General features: G+C 42.5%; 16 protein-coding genes. 9 read left to right on the top strand and 7 right to left on the bottom strand.

Annotated elements, in window-relative coordinates:
• Window positions 1–4: 4 nt before the first annotated feature.
• The 3 genes from ACED42_RS11505 to ACED42_RS11495 all read left to right on the top strand — a co-directional run bounded on the left by ACED42_RS11505 (window position 5) and on the right by ACED42_RS11495 (window position 3,189).
• Window positions 5–1,282: a cytosine deaminase gene (locus ACED42_RS11505; protein WP_371702621.1), complete on the top strand. Its 1,278-nt coding sequence runs from the start codon at window positions 5–7 to the stop codon at window positions 1,280–1,282.
• A 361-nt stretch (window positions 1,283–1,643) separates the two neighbouring features.
• On the top strand, window positions 1,644–1,856 hold the full coding sequence (locus ACED42_RS11500) for a cold-shock protein (protein ID WP_004730009.1): 213 nt from the start codon (window positions 1,644–1,646) through the stop codon (window positions 1,854–1,856).
• Window positions 1,857–2,172: 316 nt separating this feature from the next.
• Window positions 2,173–3,189 carry a GGDEF domain-containing protein gene (locus ACED42_RS11495; protein ID WP_371702620.1) on the top strand — a complete coding sequence of 339 codons (1,017 nt, stop codon included), beginning with the start codon at window positions 2,173–2,175 and terminating at the stop codon, window positions 3,187–3,189.
• A 265-nt stretch (window positions 3,190–3,454) separates the two neighbouring features.
• Here ACED42_RS11495 and ACED42_RS11490 read toward each other — a convergent pair whose 3' ends face one another.
• A complete protein-coding gene (locus ACED42_RS11490) occupies window positions 3,455–4,057 on the bottom strand; it encodes a malate synthase (protein WP_009845698.1) in 603 nt (200 codons plus the stop codon).
• A 170-nt stretch (window positions 4,058–4,227) separates the two neighbouring features.
• On the opposite strand from ACED42_RS11490, the gene ACED42_RS11485 reads away from it, so the two are divergent.
• The gene (locus ACED42_RS11485; RefSeq protein ID WP_017097047.1) at window positions 4,228–5,760 is read left to right on the top strand and encodes a DUF3612 domain-containing protein; all 1,533 of its coding nucleotides are present in this window, start codon (window positions 4,228–4,230) and stop codon (window positions 5,758–5,760) included.
• Between the two features lie 650 nt (window positions 5,761–6,410).
• On the opposite strand, the gene ACED42_RS11480 is transcribed toward ACED42_RS11485, so the two are convergent.
• Together ACED42_RS11480 and ACED42_RS11475 are read right to left on the bottom strand one after the other, a co-directional pair.
• Complete coding sequence (locus ACED42_RS11480) at window positions 6,411–7,970, bottom strand: DEAD/DEAH box helicase (protein ID WP_371702617.1); 1,560 nt, start codon at window positions 7,968–7,970, stop codon at window positions 6,411–6,413.
• Window positions 7,971–8,134: 164 nt separating this feature from the next.
• Window positions 8,135–9,490 carry a diguanylate cyclase gene (locus ACED42_RS11475; RefSeq protein ID WP_135441906.1) on the bottom strand — a complete coding sequence of 452 codons (1,356 nt, stop codon included), beginning with the start codon at window positions 9,488–9,490 and terminating at the stop codon, window positions 8,135–8,137.
• 273 nt (window positions 9,491–9,763) lie between these two features.
• Between ACED42_RS11475 and ACED42_RS11470 the strand changes: the two genes are divergently transcribed.
• The gene (locus ACED42_RS11470; protein ID WP_371702615.1) at window positions 9,764–10,972 is read left to right on the top strand and encodes a DUF3541 domain-containing protein; all 1,209 of its coding nucleotides are present in this window, start codon (window positions 9,764–9,766) and stop codon (window positions 10,970–10,972) included.
• A gap of 108 nt (window positions 10,973–11,080) precedes the next feature.
• On the opposite strand, the gene ACED42_RS11465 is transcribed toward ACED42_RS11470, so the two are convergent.
• The 4 genes from ACED42_RS11465 to ACED42_RS11450 all read right to left on the bottom strand — a co-directional run bounded on the left by ACED42_RS11465 (window position 11,081) and on the right by ACED42_RS11450 (window position 14,617).
• Window positions 11,081–11,692: a trans-aconitate 2-methyltransferase gene (locus ACED42_RS11465; RefSeq protein ID WP_017100967.1), complete on the bottom strand. Its 612-nt coding sequence runs from the start codon at window positions 11,690–11,692 to the stop codon at window positions 11,081–11,083.
• A gap of 45 nt (window positions 11,693–11,737) precedes the next feature.
• A complete protein-coding gene (locus ACED42_RS11460) occupies window positions 11,738–12,007 on the bottom strand; it encodes a hypothetical protein (RefSeq protein WP_371702613.1) in 270 nt (89 codons plus the stop codon).
• 339 nt (window positions 12,008–12,346) lie between these two features.
• A complete protein-coding gene (locus ACED42_RS11455; RefSeq protein ID WP_009845705.1) occupies window positions 12,347–13,555 on the bottom strand; it encodes a NupC/NupG family nucleoside CNT transporter in 1,209 nt (402 codons plus the stop codon).
• A 441-nt stretch (window positions 13,556–13,996) separates the two neighbouring features.
• Window positions 13,997–14,617 (bottom strand): hypothetical protein, encoded by a 621-nt coding sequence (locus ACED42_RS11450; RefSeq protein ID WP_017100968.1) that lies wholly within the window; start codon window positions 14,615–14,617, stop codon window positions 13,997–13,999.
• 420 nt (window positions 14,618–15,037) lie between these two features.
• Between ACED42_RS11450 and ACED42_RS11445 the strand changes: the two genes are divergently transcribed.
• The 4 genes from ACED42_RS11445 (at window position 15,038) to ACED42_RS11430 (ending at window position 17,782) form a co-directional block, all read left to right on the top strand.
• Window positions 15,038–15,514: a hypothetical protein gene (locus tag ACED42_RS11445; RefSeq protein WP_009845706.1), complete on the top strand. Its 477-nt coding sequence runs from the start codon at window positions 15,038–15,040 to the stop codon at window positions 15,512–15,514.
• A gap of 285 nt (window positions 15,515–15,799) precedes the next feature.
• Window positions 15,800–16,069: a PTS sugar transporter subunit IIB gene (locus ACED42_RS11440; protein WP_009845707.1), complete on the top strand. Its 270-nt coding sequence runs from the start codon at window positions 15,800–15,802 to the stop codon at window positions 16,067–16,069.
• 10 nt (window positions 16,070–16,079) lie between these two features.
• A complete protein-coding gene (locus tag ACED42_RS11435; RefSeq protein ID WP_009845708.1) occupies window positions 16,080–17,336 on the top strand; it encodes a PTS ascorbate transporter subunit IIC in 1,257 nt (418 codons plus the stop codon).
• Window positions 17,333–17,782: a PTS sugar transporter subunit IIA gene (locus ACED42_RS11430; RefSeq protein ID WP_009845709.1), complete on the top strand. Its 450-nt coding sequence runs from the start codon at window positions 17,333–17,335 to the stop codon at window positions 17,780–17,782. Before ACED42_RS11435 ends, ACED42_RS11430 begins: the two co-directional genes overlap by 4 nt.
• Window positions 17,783–17,832: the final 50 nt, after the last annotated feature.

Genomic DNA, 17,832 nt, shown 5'->3' with positions numbered 1-17,832 from the left:
CACTATGACAACCTTATTAATCAAGAACGCGAAACTTCAAGACCAAGAGGGCTTGAAACAGATTCTGATTGAAAATGGTCAATTTTCTCGCATTCTCGATAATGACGCACAAATCAATCATCAAGGTGACATCCTTGATGCTGAAGGTGGCATTGCAGTTACTCCTTTCTGTGAACCGCACATCCACCTAGATACTACTCAAACTGCTGGCGAGCCTAACTGGAACATCTCTGGCACTTTGTTTGAAGGTATTGAGCGTTGGGCTGAGCGTAAAGAACTGCTATCAATCGAAGACGTAAAGTCTCGTGCCAAGCAAACATTGAAATGGCAGATAGCTAACGGTGTTCAACACGTTCGTACACACGTTGATGTGTCTGACCCAACACTCGTTGCGTTAAGAGCGATGGTTGAAGTTCGTGAAGAGATGAAAGAGTGGGTCGACATCCAGATCGTTGCATTCCCTCAAGAAGGCATTCTTTCATACCCTAACGGTAAAGAGTTGCTTGAAGAAGCAGTGAAGATCGGCGCTGACGTTATCGGTGCTATCCCTCACTTCGAATTCACTCGTGAATACGGGGTTGAATCTTTGCATTACGTGTTCGAGCTTGCACGCAAGTACGACTGTCTGATCGACGTTCACTGTGATGAAATCGACGACGAACAATCTCGCTTTGTGGAAACATTAGCAGCCCTTGCTCATAAGTTTGAAATGGGCGAGAAAGTGACTGCTAGCCACACCACTGCAATGGGTTCGTACAACGGTGCTTACGCATCTCGCCTGTTCCGTCTATTGAAGATGTCAGGTATCAACTTCGTGGCAAACCCGCTAGTGAACATTCACTTACAGGGCCGTTTCGACGATTACCCGAAACGCCGCGGTGTAACGCGCGTTAAAGAGATGCTAGCAGCAGACATCAACGTTTGTTTTGGCCACGATGATGTGTTTGACCCATGGTACCCACTGGGCACAGCGAACATGCTTCAAGTTCTGCACATGGGACTCCATGTGACACAGGTGATGGGCTACGACCAAATCAACAACTCACTTGATTTAATCAGCAAGAACTCTGCTCGCACATTGAACATCCAAGACAACTTCGGCATCGAAGAAGGTAAGCCAGGTAGCTTGCTGATTCTTCCTGCTGACAATGGCTTTGATGCAGTGCGCCGCCAAGTACCAGTGCAGTACTCAATACGCCACGGTAAGGTGATTGCAGAGACTCAACCAGCGAAAACAAAAATAAATTTAGATCAAACTGAAGATATCAACTTTAAGCGTTAATATCGTCTATACTAACGAAGAAAAGGAGGCTTAGGCTTCCTTTTTACTTTGTCATGGCGTGTAACTTTATAAACCTATCAGCTGTTGTAGGTAGTTTTTGTTAACGAGCGCAACATGACAAAAAAACTCGCTGATTTATCAATCAATGAGTGTACAACCCGAAAGACTGTGTTAACATGCACTCGCTCTGTTAGCCGGAGTTATTTAAGTTAGATGAATAGTAAAAAATGACATGTAAAATCGTTACCCGTTTTTGTAAGTAGTTTTTCCTTATTTCTTAGCAATATTAAATAATTCAATTATCAGCGCATTGCAGTAATGCAATCAACAATTTAGAAAATTTATGAATAAGGGACAAATTATGTCTAACACAAATACTGGCACTGTAAAATGGTTTAACGAAGAGAAAGGTTTCGGTTTCATTTCTCAAGACAACGGCGGCGCTGACGTATTCGTACACTTCCGTGCTATCGCTTCTGAAGGTTTCAAAACTCTGAAAGAAGGCCAAAAGGTTTCTTTCGAAGTTGAAAACGGTCAAAAAGGCCTACAAGCAGCAAACGTTGTTGCTCAATAATTAGCTTTTAGCTAAAAAGAATTTTAAAGCGCTGATTTTTATCGGCGCTTTTTTATACCTGAAATAAAACTTCCACTGAGTTACTACCTCTTCCACACTCACCAACAGCCGGCCCCCCAAAACCGGACCTCTCATCTTTGGTCAAATAACACCCTATTTATTATTCGATATAAATATGCAATCGATTTCCATAATGAAAACGAGTTATTTACCCAATCCTCATCCATTAATTATATAATTTTTAAAGCAAAGATCGGTAAAATCCGCTAATCTTGGTCGCAGTGGCTTAGTTAGTTTGGTATCTGCAGTAAAAATCATGAAAAAAGACGAATTTCAAAAATCCACCGCAAATCTAAAAAAAGCGGTGCCTCTTATGATGAAGAACCGGGTGTCTACTACACCTGCAAATTATGCACTTTGGTACACCTATGTTGACAATGCTATCCCACAGCTGACTAAAGACATGGATGGTATCTTGGAATACTATGGCATTTGTCCTCCAGCCGTTGGTGAGCAGCTTTACAATAATTATGTTGCTAGCAAGTCTGAAACCAATATCAATGACCTCCGCGCCAATTTAGAATTGTTGGTCTCGGAAGTTTCGAATTCGATGAATGACACACTGACCGATACCTCTGCTTTTTCTGAGATGATTGATAAAAGCTTCGAAGATTTAGCCCGCGTTGACAATGAAAGTTTATCGATCGATGAAGTCATGTCTTTAGTTCGTCAGTTAGTTTCTGAATCTCGTCATATTCGTCACTCTACTCAATTTTTAAATTCTCAGTTGAATTCTGCGACATCAGAAATCACTAAGCTAAAGTCTCAGCTAGTCGAAGTGCAGAAAGATGCACTCTTTGACAGCACAACGACACTCTATAACCGTCGCTCTTTCGACCGTGATATAGAAACCTTGTGTGAAGCGAAACAACCTCTGTGTTTAATTCTTCTCGATATCGATCATTTTAAAAACTTCAACGACACTTATGGCCACCTATTTGGCGACATGGTTCTTAAAGGCATTGCGCGCAAATTAAAACAAATGTGCCGTGAAGGGATTTCTGCTTACCGATTTGGTGGTGAAGAGTTCGCGATAATCGTGCCAAACAAATCATTACGCATTGCACGTCAGCTTGCAGACACCAACCGCCGCTCTCTAGAAAAGCTATCGATTAAAGATCGTCGTAGCGGGCAACAGGTAGGTAGCATCACCGCATCGTTTGGTGTTGCTGAGCTTGAACCCTGTGAATCGGCACAATCACTGATCGAACGCGCTGATAAGCTACTTTACGAAGCGAAGTCACTTGGTCGAAATAGAGTGATGCCGCTGTAGTCTGCAATCATCTAAACAAATTTACAGTTAAACGGCGTACTTACTAAACCCTGGTTTCTAGGCTCTAGGCTCTAGGCTCTAGGCACAAAAATAGACTCGTAATTAACATCGAAAGCAAAAAGCCCCAATCAATAACCAGTAGGTTAATGGTTGGGGCTTTGTCGTTTATGCATAGTCGTCAGTGTTTAATGCTAAATACATTCAGAGTATTTAACACTACACTGGTTCTACATCTTTCATAAATACCAAAGATGTAGCTGTGACATTAAAGGGCGTAGCAATAGTTAAGACAGTAATCCTCACCGCTCTTAGCTCGGAACTCTTTGTCTTCGCTGCATGCTTTTGGTTTACCCTTCTCATCACCTTGAACTAGGCTGATCCAGTGACGTATTGCTGTAGTGATTCCTTGACGCTCAGTATTCGTTTGTACCGCTTCCATTGGCGACTGGCCAAACGTGGTGCACGACTCTAACTGAATATCATCGATATCGACCAATTCAATACACCCCGTCCCTTTATGACAACCAAACATCACTTCTAAATGGCTTCCACTGCTATCTCGGAACAAGATTGAGTCTGGGTCACACTTCTCACCCATGTAAGCTACAAACTGCTTAGGATGCTTTAGACCGCTGTGTTGGCCATCTTTGAAATAAGCCATGATATGGCGGTAATCAACTACGTAGCTCGTTACATCTTGATGTGAGCCGTTCTCTAATGGGAACAATCTGTCTAGCAGTTGCTTCGCTTTGAGTTGCTTCTCAGTTTGCTGTTTGGCACTGATAGTCTCCACGGCAAAGACAGCTTCAGCGATAAATGGTTTTGTTTGTTTTTGGATTTCTGTTTTATCGAATGTAAGCATATTCATAGTCTTTCCCTCTTGACCAACCCGGTGAACATTCACCGATTTTTATAGCAAAAATGTGTCCTAGAGCAATTATTCCAAACTAACGTTTAACTTATTTGTAATTTTGTGAATTGCTTAGTTTGTAGACTAGCGCTTTTTTGCCTACAATTTCACAACAAAAATTTTACAATGTGAATTTTACAAATATGGCCTTGTCAAAAAGTTTAGTTCGTCAGTCTCATTTCCTAGGTACGAAAATACGCAACCTAAGAAAACGTAACCATTTAACGATGGAAGATCTGTCTGCGCGTTGTATTAGAATCAACCCAGAATACGCACCTTCCGTTTCTTACCTTTCAATGATTGAACGTGGAAAGCGCGTCCCAAGCATCGATATGCTAGAAGTAATCGCGCAGGTCTTTCAGAAGAACCCAACCTGGTTCCTTGACGACGAATCTGAACAACAAGCCATTGCTCCTGATAAAGGGAATCGTGGTGGGATAAGTGGCATGGCACTCGAGCCTAGCTTTCTTTTCTCCAACGACATCCTGCAAATTGCAATTCCAGAGATGCTATCTCAAACGGGGATCTCAGGTCGCCAGTTTGCACACCTCTTGATTCGAGCACACCAAGAAAGCAATCAGAACCACTTCCCTGACCTTGAGCGCGCAGCGGAAGAAGTTGGCTTAAAACGTCTTAACCTCAGCGTAGAAGACCTTATAGACATCGCTAGAAGCCTAGGAATTAACATCCGTTGGGTAACACGCACACCGAAAGACGTTGTTGATGAACTCGGAATTAATGCCAAACAGCTAGTCACTTCGTTCTTTGAACCTCCTAGCACAATCTTCTTAAACGAAATCCTGAAAGAGTACCCCACTCGTCTGAAATACGATTTATCGGTCTATATTGGCCATTGTATTCTGCATAGCAAAGAAGGCTTAAAGAGTGTGTTGTCGGTCGGCAACAACAACACATGGGACGACAACCAGGTTTCAGGCTCTTCGCAACTTAATTCTCAAGATATTCTTCAAGCATGGCGAGACTTTGAATCTAGCTTCTTTGCTGGCGCACTTCTTTGCCCGAAAGTTCCATTTAGACAGTTGCTTGACCGCACTGGTTACGAAATCGACGTTCACAAAAGAGCGGGGGTTTCCCCCTCTGTTGCTATGCGTCGAATGACGGTAGTATCGCCCTACCCTCACTGGCACTACTTTGATGCTTATGGGCCAGGGAAACTCAAGGCGGTATACCGCGGGAACGGGATTCCACTGCCTTGGGGAAATATGAGAACTGTTGCCGATCCATGTCAACATTGGGCTGTGTTCCGTCGATTGTCAGAACCTCGCGCAGGGAGTTCGGCTCAAATATCTATTTTAAATGTGGGTGATGAACCAAGAATCTACTGCTGTGAATCCATCAATATGACGGACCCTGCAGGTAACAATCGCGTATTGTGTGCTGGCATAGACCTTAACCCTGCAATTGATGCACAAGGCGGTAATTCAAGAGACATTGCAGAGCAACTTAAAGCATCATGCGTTAACAATGGTGGCTCTGTGGTAATCCCGCGTAACATCAAGAAAGATCTCACGACAATAGCCAAGATTCTAAATATAAATTGGATTGAACGTGGGATTGAGACAGAGGCTAGGCTTATCTGCTCCCGAGGTGGAGAATGCCCGCGCCAACCAAGCTGTTACTCAAAGTGTGGTGAGTGTTAGCGCAAGAATGGTATGAGCATGATTAGTAAATTGTCGTGCTCTGCTTGTTTTGCTTGAGCTAACTGCACTTAATAATAAGTGTAGTAATAACAATTAATAAAAAGTAATACCAACAAGTAGAACTCAAAATTCAGGCAAAAAAAAACCAATCACAAAAGGGTGATTGGTCATATATTTTGTGTGAACAATATGGGTTCACTAACAACGTCAGTTGGCTAGGTGACCCTCGGCTTAAGAAGGGTCACTATTACTAATGCACTATGCGTGCCAACTTTAAATATACGTATTTACTACGCATCTGAACACGTATTCGCCATAAATGCCTGTTTGTTTTGCAAACTGAAATTGCAAATTGCAAAACCCAACAAATCGCTAGTGATTATGTTGTTATTAATAGATCATTAAAGATTAATTTCTCTTCCTATAAATACCTACTTTTCAATAAATTCGATAGCTTCAACTCTGAAGAAACCTCTTCTTGTTTGCTTAATTACACCCATAAAAAAACGCGAACATTGAAATTCAATATTCGCGCTGATTCGAGTTCGATAGCAGGAAATCGTCACTAAACGAGAACCCTCTTACGAAGCGATCTCGTTATATAATCTTTGCAAAGCTATCTGTTCAACGTTCTGTCTACCAAAGAGCTACTATTTCTGAGATGCAGGCTTAGAACGGCTTCTAGATGGTGAAGGTTTGTTACCTGTAGGCTTGTTACCTGCTGACTTGTTAGACGGTTTGCTTGAACCATTACTTCCACCGAAACCAGACTTTTTAGGTTTACCTGCACCACCTGGCTTGCCAGAACTATTCGTAGAAGGCTTATAGTTGCTGCCATTATTTCTTAAAGACTTATCATCACCAGCAGCTGCAGAGTTGCTGTCTGAAGCTTTGTTGCCTGAGTTAGGCTTACGCTTTGGAGCAGATCCATTACCTGCTACATGACGCTTGTTCTTGCCTGCTGGCTTATGGCCGCGAGCATTCTCACCAGAACGTTGGCCATCCGAGTGTTCGCGTGTCTTTTTCGGTTTCTTAGGCTTAATCGGACGCGAATCCAAGCGAGATTCTGGTAATTTGTTTACGGGTGCAAAACCTTCCAGTTCACGACGCTCCAGTACTTGTTGAATAAGGCGTTCAATACCGAATAGCTCACCCACTTCATCTGCACAAACCAATGAAATTGCTTTACCCACTTCACCAGCACGGCCAGTACGACCAATACGGTGAACGTAATCTTCTGATACGTTTGGAAGGTCGAAGTTAACCACTTGAGGAAGTTGTGGGATATCAATACCACGAGCAGCGATATCGGTCGCTACGAGTACTCGCACCTTACCGGTTTTAAAGTTCTCTAAGGCTTTAGTACGCGCGCCCTGGCTCTTGTTACCATGGATAGGAGCAGAAGTGATGTCTTGCTCTTCAAGGAAACGAGCAAGCTTGTTTGCACCGTGTTTTGTTTTGCTGAACACCAACACTTGTCGCCAATCATTATCTTTGATCAGCTTAGCTAGCATTGGCGCTTTTTTCTTTTTATCTACTGGATAAATACTTTGTTCAACAGTGGGTGCTGTTGAGTTTGCAGGGCTTACCGATATTTCAACTGGGTTGTTTACTAAGCCTTTAGCCAAGCTACGAATATCATCAGAGAACGTTGCAGAGAACAGTAAGTTCTGACGCTTCTTAGGTAGAAAAGCCAAGATCTTACGGATGTCGCGGATGAAACCCATGTCTAACATGCGATCAGCTTCATCTAATACTAGAATCTCTAGCTGATCAAAACGCACTGCATTTTGGTTGTATAGGTCAAGTAGACGACCCGGTGTTGCCACCAACACATCACTGCCTTTACGAAGTTTTTGCATCTGAGGGTTAATTTTCACGCCACCAAACACGACCGTAGAAGTAAGCGGTAAGTTAATACCGTATTTAACTACGCTGCCATTCACTTGCGCAGCAAGTTCACGGGTCGGTGTTAGCACTAGTGCACGAACTTGGTTCTGACGTACGCGAGGGCCTTTTGATAACATTTCAAGAATAGGTAGCGTGAAGCCAGCAGTTTTACCTGTACCTGTTTGAGCAGCGGCCATTACATCTTTGCCCGTTAGGACAGCTGGTACGGCTTTCTCTTGGATTGGTGATGGCTTATCGTAACCTTGTGCTTCAATAGCTTTAAGGATCGGTTCAGAAAGGCCAAGGGAGGTAAAACTCATAGATTATTTTCTCAGTTGAATAACATTTAGTATGAGCAACGCGCAGAAATAAGTCGTTGCTACAGCTTTCGCTCATCAATAGGATTGATAAGGAGCAAAGCGCGGTATTCTGAGGCTTTTCCCCACATTCAGCAACTAAATTCTAATAGCAGATCCAATCCAACCTATAAAATTTGTCGTTTCTGTTCGTACATTTTTTCATCAGCCGCTTTGAGTAGTGCATCGACACCACTGTAGTTATTGTTGTGAATTACCCAACCAACGCTAATTCGAAGATAAATCGAGTGCGTATCATAAACAACAGGTGTGCTACATATCGCTCTTCGAAGTTTAGCTACAATCGAAGAGACATGTTGATCATCAATGATGCGTGGTAACAAAACTAAGAACTCATCACCACCGATTCTCGCAACGATATCTGAACCACGTAACTCACTCTTAATGCGATTAGCACACTCAATAAGCACTTGATCGCCAGCCGCATGCCCAAAAGTATCATTGATCGCTTTAAAGCCATCAAGATCGATATTTACCACAGCAAAGGTTCTTGCTCTCTGCTTTTGGGTGACTTTGAACGCCTGCTTTAGGCTGTACATAAAGTATCGACGATTAGGTAGCATGGTGAGTTCATCATGCATAGAGCGACTATCTGCAATTCGGTACAGGCGATAAATAGTAAAGAAGGCAAACGCCAGCACTAACATTATGGTGTAACCCACCAACCTTACTGCTTGAATTCGATACCACTGCACATCCATCAACACATGCTCATTACCAGAGAGAGCAAGGTACCAACCACCGTATGGGAAGCTCACCTGTTCAGTCACAAAAGCATTATCAAATACGTCCTGAGAGCCATAAAAGACCGCGCCATCTTTACCCGAACTGTTTGCACCACGAATCGCGAGTTTATACTTGTTTTCGAGTATCCCAATTCCGACATCTTCAAACAGCTCATCTAAACTAATAACGGCACTGGATACACCCCAATAGTCTTCGTTAAAAGGCGGGTCTCGAAAGATCGGAGTTCGCGTAATGATAGCTTGGCCACCTTGAAACAGCTCAAAAGGACCAGCAATAAAGGTGTTGCCAAGATTACGGGCTATCTCAACAGACTCCCATTGGTCTGGATAATCACGATAATTAATACCGAGAATCTGCTCATTGCCTTCCATTGGGTAAACAAAGTTTAGAATGTCGTCTTTGGCTAGCCCAATAAGACGAATATGGAAACCATCTTTAATAATACTTTCAGCAATCTTGTCCCAATTTTTCACCTCACCATCAGGGTTTATGGTCACTAAGGTCGAAAAATTATTGAGGATATACATATCTGACACGATCGCGGCTTCGATTCGAGAACGAATGATCGATAGCTGCTTTTTTGCCTCAGAGTAGGATTCATCTTTCAGGTAGGATAACTCTTTAGAGTGAAAAAACTCGATAGCACTCATTACCACTAAAAAAAACAGTAAAGATAATAATTTGGCAGGCCATTGCTTGCTAGAACCACTTGGCATTCAGACCCCCTAAACCTTTTTGTTCTTAAATTTGCTCATATCAGACTAACTCTTTAAGTATGCCGTTAAGCTATTTAAATACATACACTTAGCCTAGTGCTCATTTCATTATTGAGTCATTCATCACTTAAAGTCCATTAGACACATTGATTACTGAACCAAATATCGAATCAATCTTATTAAAGATTACAATGTATTGACCAAAACCTTACATTGAAAGATTCATGAGTGTTATTTTATATTCACAATTAATCAGCTTGGTACCTTACGAACATGAAGCTAAAAACGCTAACTCTGTGCACATTGTTATCAATCTCAGTTGCGGTTGCGGTTCACGCACAAGCTACTTCAGATACGCTAACGGCTTTTGACACACAACAGACTGTTACTATACAAGAGCCCGTTAACATACAAGCAACAATCGTACCAAATGTTCAATCACAAGCTGGTGTTCTCGACTCTCAAGAGCAATCTTTTAAACAATCCGCCGATCTGATTCGCACAACCTACGAAAGCCAACTTTACACTCTGCCTGCATTCAAAGAGGGTCACTATGGTTTGCGTATGTATCGACAAACATTAGACGACAAATATTCTGCCGCGGTATGGAGTGACATGGCACGTGTCGCAAGTAAGCTCAGCCGCTTGTCGAATGATGTTCACACCATGGAACAAATCGTACTGTACTCAGAAAAGCGTGTTGCTTCCTATGTTGGCGATAGCGATGAACGCAGTGTTCGACGCTACAACATCACCAAGCACATGCCAGAATATCTATATCTTGGTGTTGACCTTCTCGGCTCTATGGCGCGCGCCAATGAGTACGGTTTAGAACACAAGAACGATGCCAAACTGCGTGAAATCATTCGCCGTTATGACTTTTCTCGATATGTTACTAACGAAGACATGGTGAAAGCATGGGCCGCTCAATTGGCTAATCAAGTCTATTGGCTGCGCCAATTGGGTGAACAAGATGTCGTTGATGAATTTGTCGATACCTTCAAAAAAGCCTACCCAGACGATAAAGACAAGAAGCTTTCAAGCCAGCAATACGGCAATAAGATCTATGGTATGACACATGTGATCTTTGGAGATTCTGAGTATTACCAGCACCAAGTAAGCGAGCAAGAACACCAATGGATCTACGATTACTTCAGAGAAAACATCGATACGATCCTGTTACGAGCTAAAGAGGATGTGATTGCTGAGGTTGGGTTGACTTTCTTACTAGCCGGTCTAGAGAATGACCCGGTTGTAGAGAAAACTAGGCTCGCAATCCAGGCATCTATCGATAAGACAAAAGGCATGATCCCTTCGGTCACCGGTGATTTTGATCTCAAATATGGAGAGCACCGCAACGTACTCGCTATCATGCTACTCGATTGGCAGCAAGTGAACGAAGCACCGACTTATGAAGGTAACCCAAAAGTATTTACTAACATCCCTTACGGACTGCTTAAAAATCAACCGCTGAAGCACTAGCCGTAATACTTAAGTTGATTTTAAAACCCCAAAAGCCGCAAATCTCTCAAGGTCTGCGGCTTTTTAACTCTTACCAAACAATCACTTCACTCAAGCTTAGTCTTATGTTCAGGGGCAGATTTTGTTCATCACTATCGTGAAATCCCCTTCTGCGTATCCTTCTACCAAGGAGACATCGTCACAGAGTGTTTTACAGAATCGATATACGCCTTGAGGGTGATAACTCATCAAGGTATTGCGTGAAGGATATTGGCTTGAATTGAGCAGATTAAAAATCACCGTCTGATTCGCTAGTCCAAACATACGAGTAATCATGTTAGTCAGATAATCCGAGTCGCGAGAGATGTAATTCAATGAGCCACTGGCGATAACTACATCGTGTACCTCAAGGCTCATTTGGCTCATATCACCCGACAAAAACCGACAACGATCTTCTGTATAGCTCTGCTTCGCCTTCTTTAAAAAGCCTGCGTGTTGGTCAACGCCGGTGTAAGATTGAATGCGATAGATGCTATCGAGCAGCTCAAACAGCTCGCCATAGCCACAACCTAAATCTAAAATACTCTTCTTTTCGAAGTCAGCCGAACGAGCAATCACTTCAAAGCGACATAATTGGCTCTCTTCGCTGGTCCACCCTAAAGCTTTAGCCTTATCGCCATTCGAGCGGTTAGCCTGCTTTCGATGATAGCGATACACTTTCCAACGATCGAGCCAGTGCATTCAAACAAATCTCACTTCAATGAACATAAGTACGCCTCAATAAACTTAGACGTCAGAATTTGAAGAAAAGAGCCCACCGATTTTATAACCGACCGCATAACAAACCACGGCGACAGTCACAAACACCAAAGCTGAGAAGACATAAGCCACCGATGCAGCGACGCCAGCGCCCCATACTACGCTAAACACCAAACCGAGATACGCTTCTTGCGGCCACTGATAGATAGGAAACTGAGTACCACCAGCAATAAGATAAACCATCGCAAACAAGCCAATGAAGGTAGCAATAAGACCGATGAGAACGCGCATGTTCATAGAGAGACCCTTGATAAATTTGAGCTTGGTTGCCGTATTCTTAGTCGGAACGGAATATTCTTATTCGGAACCGAGTGTTCTTAATAGAAACCGGATTTTCTTAATTGAAGCCGAATGCTATTAATCGCAACCTAATGATATTCAAGTATATCGGATAAAACAGGCTTGCTCTATTACTCTTCCGAGTGAGCCTTATACACCGAATAGCAATAAAAGTGGTGGTTCAAAATCTGAATCAACTTAACGAGCAGGCACAAAAAAGCGGACACCCTTCTCACGTTAAATCCGCAAGAAAGGTGCCCGCTTCAACTGAATTTAGGCGCTTGAACTGAATCTCGCTTAAAGCAGGATGAAGATACCCGCTAAACACGCACTCATTAGGTTTGCAAGCGTACCAGCAGCGACTGCTTTCAAGCCTAAGTTTGCCACTTCAGCACGACGCTCTGGTGCCATAACACCGATTGAACCCAGCTGAATAGCAATAGAACCAATGTTAGCAAAACCACATAGAGCAAAAGTGACGATGACTTGGCTATGTTCAGATAACAGCGCTTTGTTCTCAACGAAGTCGATGAAAGCAACAAACTCGTTCATTACGATCTTCTGACCAATGTAAGAACCCGCCATCAATACTTCATCACTTGGGATACCGATCAGCCATGCTAGTGGTGAGAACAGGTAACCAAAGATAGCTTGCAGCGTAATACCGGCAAAACCGAACGTCTCACCTAAGCTTTCTAGGCCAGTGTTCACCATCGCAATTACACTCACGAATGCAATCAACATAGTACCGACAGCCACTGCGACTTTCATACCGTTCATCGCGCCGCTTGCCAGTGCATCGATCACGTTGCTTTGGTCAGCTTTATCGAGTTCGATATGGTCGTAGTCACTTGGTGTACTGCGCTCAGGAACGATGATCTTCGCCATTAACAGACTACCCGGAGCTGCCATGAAGCTTGCGGCGATAAGGTATTTAAGTTCAACACCTAAACCAGCATAACCACCAAGCACACTACCCGCTACCGACGCCATACCACCTGCCATTACAGCAAACAGTTCCGAACGAGTCATAGACTTTAAAAACGGACGAATAAGAAGAGGAGACTCACCCTGAGAAAGGAAGATATTACCTGTCGCTACCAAGGATTCAGCTTTGCTGGTGCCTAGCAGTTTTTGCACCGCTCCGCCCAAGATTTGAATCACTTTTTGCATGATGCCGAGGTAGTAAAGTGCAGAAATCAGAGCACTGAAGAAGATAATGATTGGAAGTACGCGTATCGCGAAAATGAAACCTTCAGTTGCAAGGTCGCCGAAAAGGAATGCGATACCAGCGTCTGCAAAACCAAGCAGGCTAGAAACGCCATTACTTAGGCTTGTTAGCGCCAATTGTCCCCAAGGGAAATATAACACCAAAGCCGCGAAGCCGATTTGAAGTAATAGTGCACGAGAGACTGTTTTCCAGTTAATCGAAGAACGACTTTCAGATAGCAGGTACGCACAAGCAATCAGTGCAAGAACACCGACAAAACCAAATAGAATATTCATAATGTGTCCTAGTAATCCTTAAAGAGTGAACATGAGCCAAACGAATGACATCAAAGGAATAGGACAAAGAACCGCAAGCAAAACGCTACGCGATGAAGGAGCTAACAGGGTTAGCGAATGTAACAACGAGTTGTTCATGTAAAAATCACCTTATACAAGCAGTGGAACGTAGCTGGTCCGGTCCGTGGGGTCATTCACATATCCATGTGACGGCTTGTATTGGCTAAGCACCGGCTTAAAACCGGAAAAGAAGTATAAACAGTTAAGTGAGACTTTCATCACATTTTTCAACGCAAACGATCGCGCGGTCAAGGATTAAACAAAACGCAGTGTTTATCGTCATTTTTAACTTATCAGTCAAAAAGAACGTCGAGGCAGGAAGTTTAAAATAAAAAGCCACAAAGTGTGGCTTTCTAAAGGATATTATCGAAATGGGCAAAATTAATTAAGCAATGCACTTTTCACTTCAACGTCTTGGAAGATCTCTTCGAAACGTTGTTTATAGATAAGCTGCATTTCATTAATGATCACACCACCATCTGGCACATCGTTCTCGCCTTGGAAGTTTTTGCTCAGCAGTTTCTTACCTACTTCGTCGTAAATAATCACATTTACGTTGTACCAAGAGTTATCCGTAAACGCATGGAAATCATATTTCCATTCATTCAAGACGAACATCATCGACTTATTGTCGAACGCTTTCATCTGCTCAGCGACTTTAGTGATGTCTTCGTTTGGTGTCGTCTCGACTGAGTCCACCGTCACTTGCTGCTTCTTTAAGCCCGCAACAAGTCTATCCGTCAAAAACTGAGACATCGGCTGTTGTGTCGCCGTGTTGTGTGAATAAGGAATACCGAGAGAACTACGAATAATGCCCTCAAACTTTGGCTCTTTATCTTGGTCTAAAACGTATGGGCGTTTATCAATCACTGCAATAGTCAGTGCTTTTTCTTGAGGTACGACACTCAATTGTGGCGCACTCTGTTCTGGAGTTAATACTGTTGCACAACCTGAAAGCCCTAGCGTGATTGTGGCAAGGAGCAAACTGACGAGTTTTGTCATTAGATTTACCTATCTTATTGTTTTGAAGATGGTGTTCTAACAAAAATTGTCTTACTCAGTAAACATTCATTAAATCAATAATTTATACAATTCTTATTTATATAAATTGGCTCACATATCAGGTTGGTTTTATTGAGTAATTACCCAATAAAACTTTAAGCAGCAGGCGTTGTAAATGAAGATCATGAAATGAATGTGATATGTTCAACCTATGTAGAGAGCTGCGTAACCTCTCGGTTAATTCTGTGTGATTATTACCACTTTTCTGTGTTCTCCCTCATTTACTATGACTTCAAGATTCATCTTAAGTTTAGATGCGTATATACTTTGTATTATCTCACCCATTCATTATCTATAAAACGAGACGAGCTGATTAGATATAACTGCCATTGAGACTAAGAGAGGAAACACGTGAAGAAAATGGAAGCTCCGCACGACATGAACAATGGAGCTAGATTCAAAACAAATAGACACGGCTATGTGACAGTAGTTGAGTATTATAATACCTATACTGTTATTGTTGCGTTTGAAAACACCGGAAATATCCGCGCTATCAGTGCGGCGAAATTACGTACAGGTCAGTTAACCGATCGCTCTGTCGCACCTGAATCAATTATGATTGGTGAAAAGGTTGAATCCGTTAAGCATGGCATATTAACTATTACCCAAGTTGAATCTGAAAATATTGTGGTTCTGACCAATATCAATAATGAAGAAATTAGAATGTTATTGCCTGCCGTACAGAAAATGAAAGATAAAACCGAAGAAATAGATGGTGAAAATGTTACCTCGCCAAAACCGACTTCTCTTAGCCAACTAACTAAAAGAAATAAAAAGACCAAAGACGTTAATAGCATGCTTAAGAAAATGCTTACCGACTACGGTCGATACGATTAATTCTCTATTTTCTTCAACAGACCCTCTATATATTTACATTCCAATAGACAAATACATTCCCCCCCAACCTTTCTCAATAGATACGTTGCATATTCGTGTGAAAAGTTAAATTTGATCAAAGTCTCACTCTGGATTTTTACCACACACAAGCGAGACCTCCGTCACAATCTCATTTTAGCTTTGTGATAGAGATCTTATTGAAATCTCAATATTTCCATTACTATGCTCCCACACAATAAGAGAACGCAGTTTCTCAACCCCTAAAATCCAATTGAGACAAATATTATGAAAAAGATTCTTGTAGTTTGCGGTAACGGCCTTGGTACTTCACTAATGATGGAAATGGCAGTGAAAGAAGTGGCTAAAAAAATCGGTTTCGAAGCGGAAGTTGATCACGAAGATCTGTCATCAGCTGCATCAAGCAACGCGGATATTTGGGTAGCAGCGACAGACGTTGCAAACCAACTGAAAGAAGGCGGAAAAGAGAACATAATCAGCCTTAAAAATATTTTTGACAAAGCATCAATCGAAGAACAACTAAAAACTTTCATGTAAGGTCAAAATTATGCAGAACTTTTTCGAATTCATGCTCGGCTTATTAAAAGAGCCAGCAATCATGGTAGGCTTAATTGCTTTCATTGGCCTTGTTGCACAGAAAGCTGATATTTCCACCATTCTAAAAGGCACAATTAAAACCGTAATGGGTTTCCTAATTTTAGGTTTTGGTGCTGGCGCTCTTGTTGGCGCACTAAATAACTTCTCAGTTGTATTTACTGAAGCATTCGGCGTAAGTGGTGTTATTCCAAATAACGAAGCAATTGTTGCATTAGCACAAGAAGCATTCGGTTATGAAATGGCTCTAATTATGTTCTTCGCATTCGTTGTGAATATTTTATTGGCTCGTATTACTCCTTTAAAATATATTTTCTTAACGGGTCACCACACAATGTTCATGTCTATGCTAGTAGCGGTAATTCTGTCTACAGCAAACATTGAAGGCACAGTTCTAGTCGCAATCGGCTCTATCATTGTGGGTACATTAATGGTTGTGATGCCAGCGCTAGGCCAAAAGTACACTGAAAAAGTGATGGGTACTGATCAACTGGCTATTGGTCACTTCTCGACACTGTCTTACATCGTGTCTGGCTTCATTGGTAGCAAATTCGGTGACACATCAAAATCAACAGAAGACATCCAAGTTCCTAAAAGCTTAATGTTCCTGCGTGATACGCCAGTAGCCGTAGCAACAACAATGGCTATCTTCTTCATGCTTGCGTCTATTATTGCGGGCGGCGAGTTTGTAGAAACAGTATCAAGCGGTCAAAACTGGGTTGTATTTACCTTCATGCAATCTCTAATCTTTGCTGGTGGTGTTTACATCGTATTGCAAGGTGTGAAGATGCTAATTGCTGAAATCGTTCCTGCATTTAAAGGTATCTCTGACAAACTAGTACCAGGAGCAAAACCTGCTCTAGACTGCCCTATGGTATTCCCAGTAGCACCAAACGCGGTACTAATCGGTTTCCTTTGTTCTTTCGCGGCTGGCCTACTAGCAATGGCAGTTCAAGGTGCACTTGGTTGGACAATCATTGTAGCGGGTGTGGTTCCACACTTCTTCGTAGGTGGTGCGGCAGGTGTTTACGGTAACGCGACTGGCGGTCTACGTGGTGCAATTCTAGGTTCATTCACGCAAGGTCTGTGTATCTCTTTCCTACCAATGCTACTACTTCCAGTACTGGGTGGTCTTGGGCTTGAAGCAACAACATTTGCTGACTTCGACTTCGGTGTTGTTGGTCTGATTCTAGGATGGATTGTTTCATGAGCCTATTCGATTTAATCGGTAACCAAGGCGTTATCATCAACTCTGAAGAGAACCTAACGGTTGATGCTGCGATTGATTTAACCTGTTCAACACTGTTAGCAAGCAAGAAAATTGAAGCAAGCTATGTTGAAGCTATCAAGCAAAAGCACAAAGACATCGGCGCGTACTATGTTCTAGCACCAAAGATTGCGATGCCTCATGCTCGTCCTGAAGATGGTGTGAACGAAGCATCACTGCAGGTGACAGTATTCAAAAAGGGTGTTGATTTAGAGTCGGAAGACAACGGTGACGTTTACCTTTCAATCACTCTGGCAGCGATGGACTCAGATAGCCATATCCATACTATTATGGCGCTATCAGAGTTGTTCCAAAATGATGATGACATTGATGCCATTATCGCAGCGGAAACAGAGCAAGAGATCATCGAGATCTTAAAGCGATACTAGTTACGCTAAAAGCTGTTACTCCAGAGAAAAGCTATCAGACCGAGCCCTGC

The sequence above is a fragment of the Vibrio sp. FF145 genome, from assembly GCF_041439075.1.
Taxonomy (GTDB): Bacteria; Pseudomonadota; Gammaproteobacteria; order Enterobacterales; family Vibrionaceae; genus Vibrio; species Vibrio tasmaniensis_A.
The sequence above is the reverse complement of the archived record's forward strand: the minus strand, read 5'-3'. Positions and strand labels throughout refer to the sequence as shown.

What these genes read in the sequence shown, in the direction of transcription:
- ACED42_RS11505 (WP_371702621.1), top strand. Translation starts at nt 5, where the DNA reads ATGACAACCTTATTAATCAAGAACGCGAAACTTCAAGACCAAGAGGGC.
- ACED42_RS11500 (WP_004730009.1), top strand. Translation starts at nt 1,644, where the DNA reads ATGTCTAACACAAATACTGGCACTGTAAAATGGTTTAACGAAGAGAAA.
- ACED42_RS11495 (WP_371702620.1), top strand. Translation starts at nt 2,173, where the DNA reads ATGAAAAAAGACGAATTTCAAAAATCCACCGCAAATCTAAAAAAAGCG.
- ACED42_RS11490 (WP_009845698.1), bottom strand. Translation starts at nt 4,057, where the DNA reads ATGAATATGCTTACATTCGATAAAACAGAAATCCAAAAACAAACAAAA.
- ACED42_RS11480 (WP_371702617.1), bottom strand. Translation starts at nt 7,970, where the DNA reads ATGAGTTTTACCTCCCTTGGCCTTTCTGAACCGATCCTTAAAGCTATT.
- ACED42_RS11475 (WP_135441906.1), bottom strand. Translation starts at nt 9,490, where the DNA reads ATGCCAAGTGGTTCTAGCAAGCAATGGCCTGCCAAATTATTATCTTTA.
- ACED42_RS11470 (WP_371702615.1), top strand. Translation starts at nt 9,764, where the DNA reads ATGAAGCTAAAAACGCTAACTCTGTGCACATTGTTATCAATCTCAGTT.
- ACED42_RS11465 (WP_017100967.1), bottom strand. Translation starts at nt 11,692, where the DNA reads ATGCACTGGCTCGATCGTTGGAAAGTGTATCGCTATCATCGAAAGCAG.
- ACED42_RS11460 (WP_371702613.1), bottom strand. Translation starts at nt 12,007, where the DNA reads ATGAACATGCGCGTTCTCATCGGTCTTATTGCTACCTTCATTGGCTTG.
- ACED42_RS11455 (WP_009845705.1), bottom strand. Translation starts at nt 13,555, where the DNA reads ATGAATATTCTATTTGGTTTTGTCGGTGTTCTTGCACTGATTGCTTGT.
- ACED42_RS11450 (WP_017100968.1), bottom strand. Translation starts at nt 14,617, where the DNA reads ATGACAAAACTCGTCAGTTTGCTCCTTGCCACAATCACGCTAGGGCTT.
- ACED42_RS11445 (WP_009845706.1), top strand. Translation starts at nt 15,038, where the DNA reads ATGGAAGCTCCGCACGACATGAACAATGGAGCTAGATTCAAAACAAAT.
- ACED42_RS11440 (WP_009845707.1), top strand. Translation starts at nt 15,800, where the DNA reads ATGAAAAAGATTCTTGTAGTTTGCGGTAACGGCCTTGGTACTTCACTA.
- ACED42_RS11435 (WP_009845708.1), top strand. Translation starts at nt 16,080, where the DNA reads ATGCAGAACTTTTTCGAATTCATGCTCGGCTTATTAAAAGAGCCAGCA.
- ACED42_RS11430 (WP_009845709.1), top strand. Translation starts at nt 17,333, where the DNA reads ATGAGCCTATTCGATTTAATCGGTAACCAAGGCGTTATCATCAACTCT.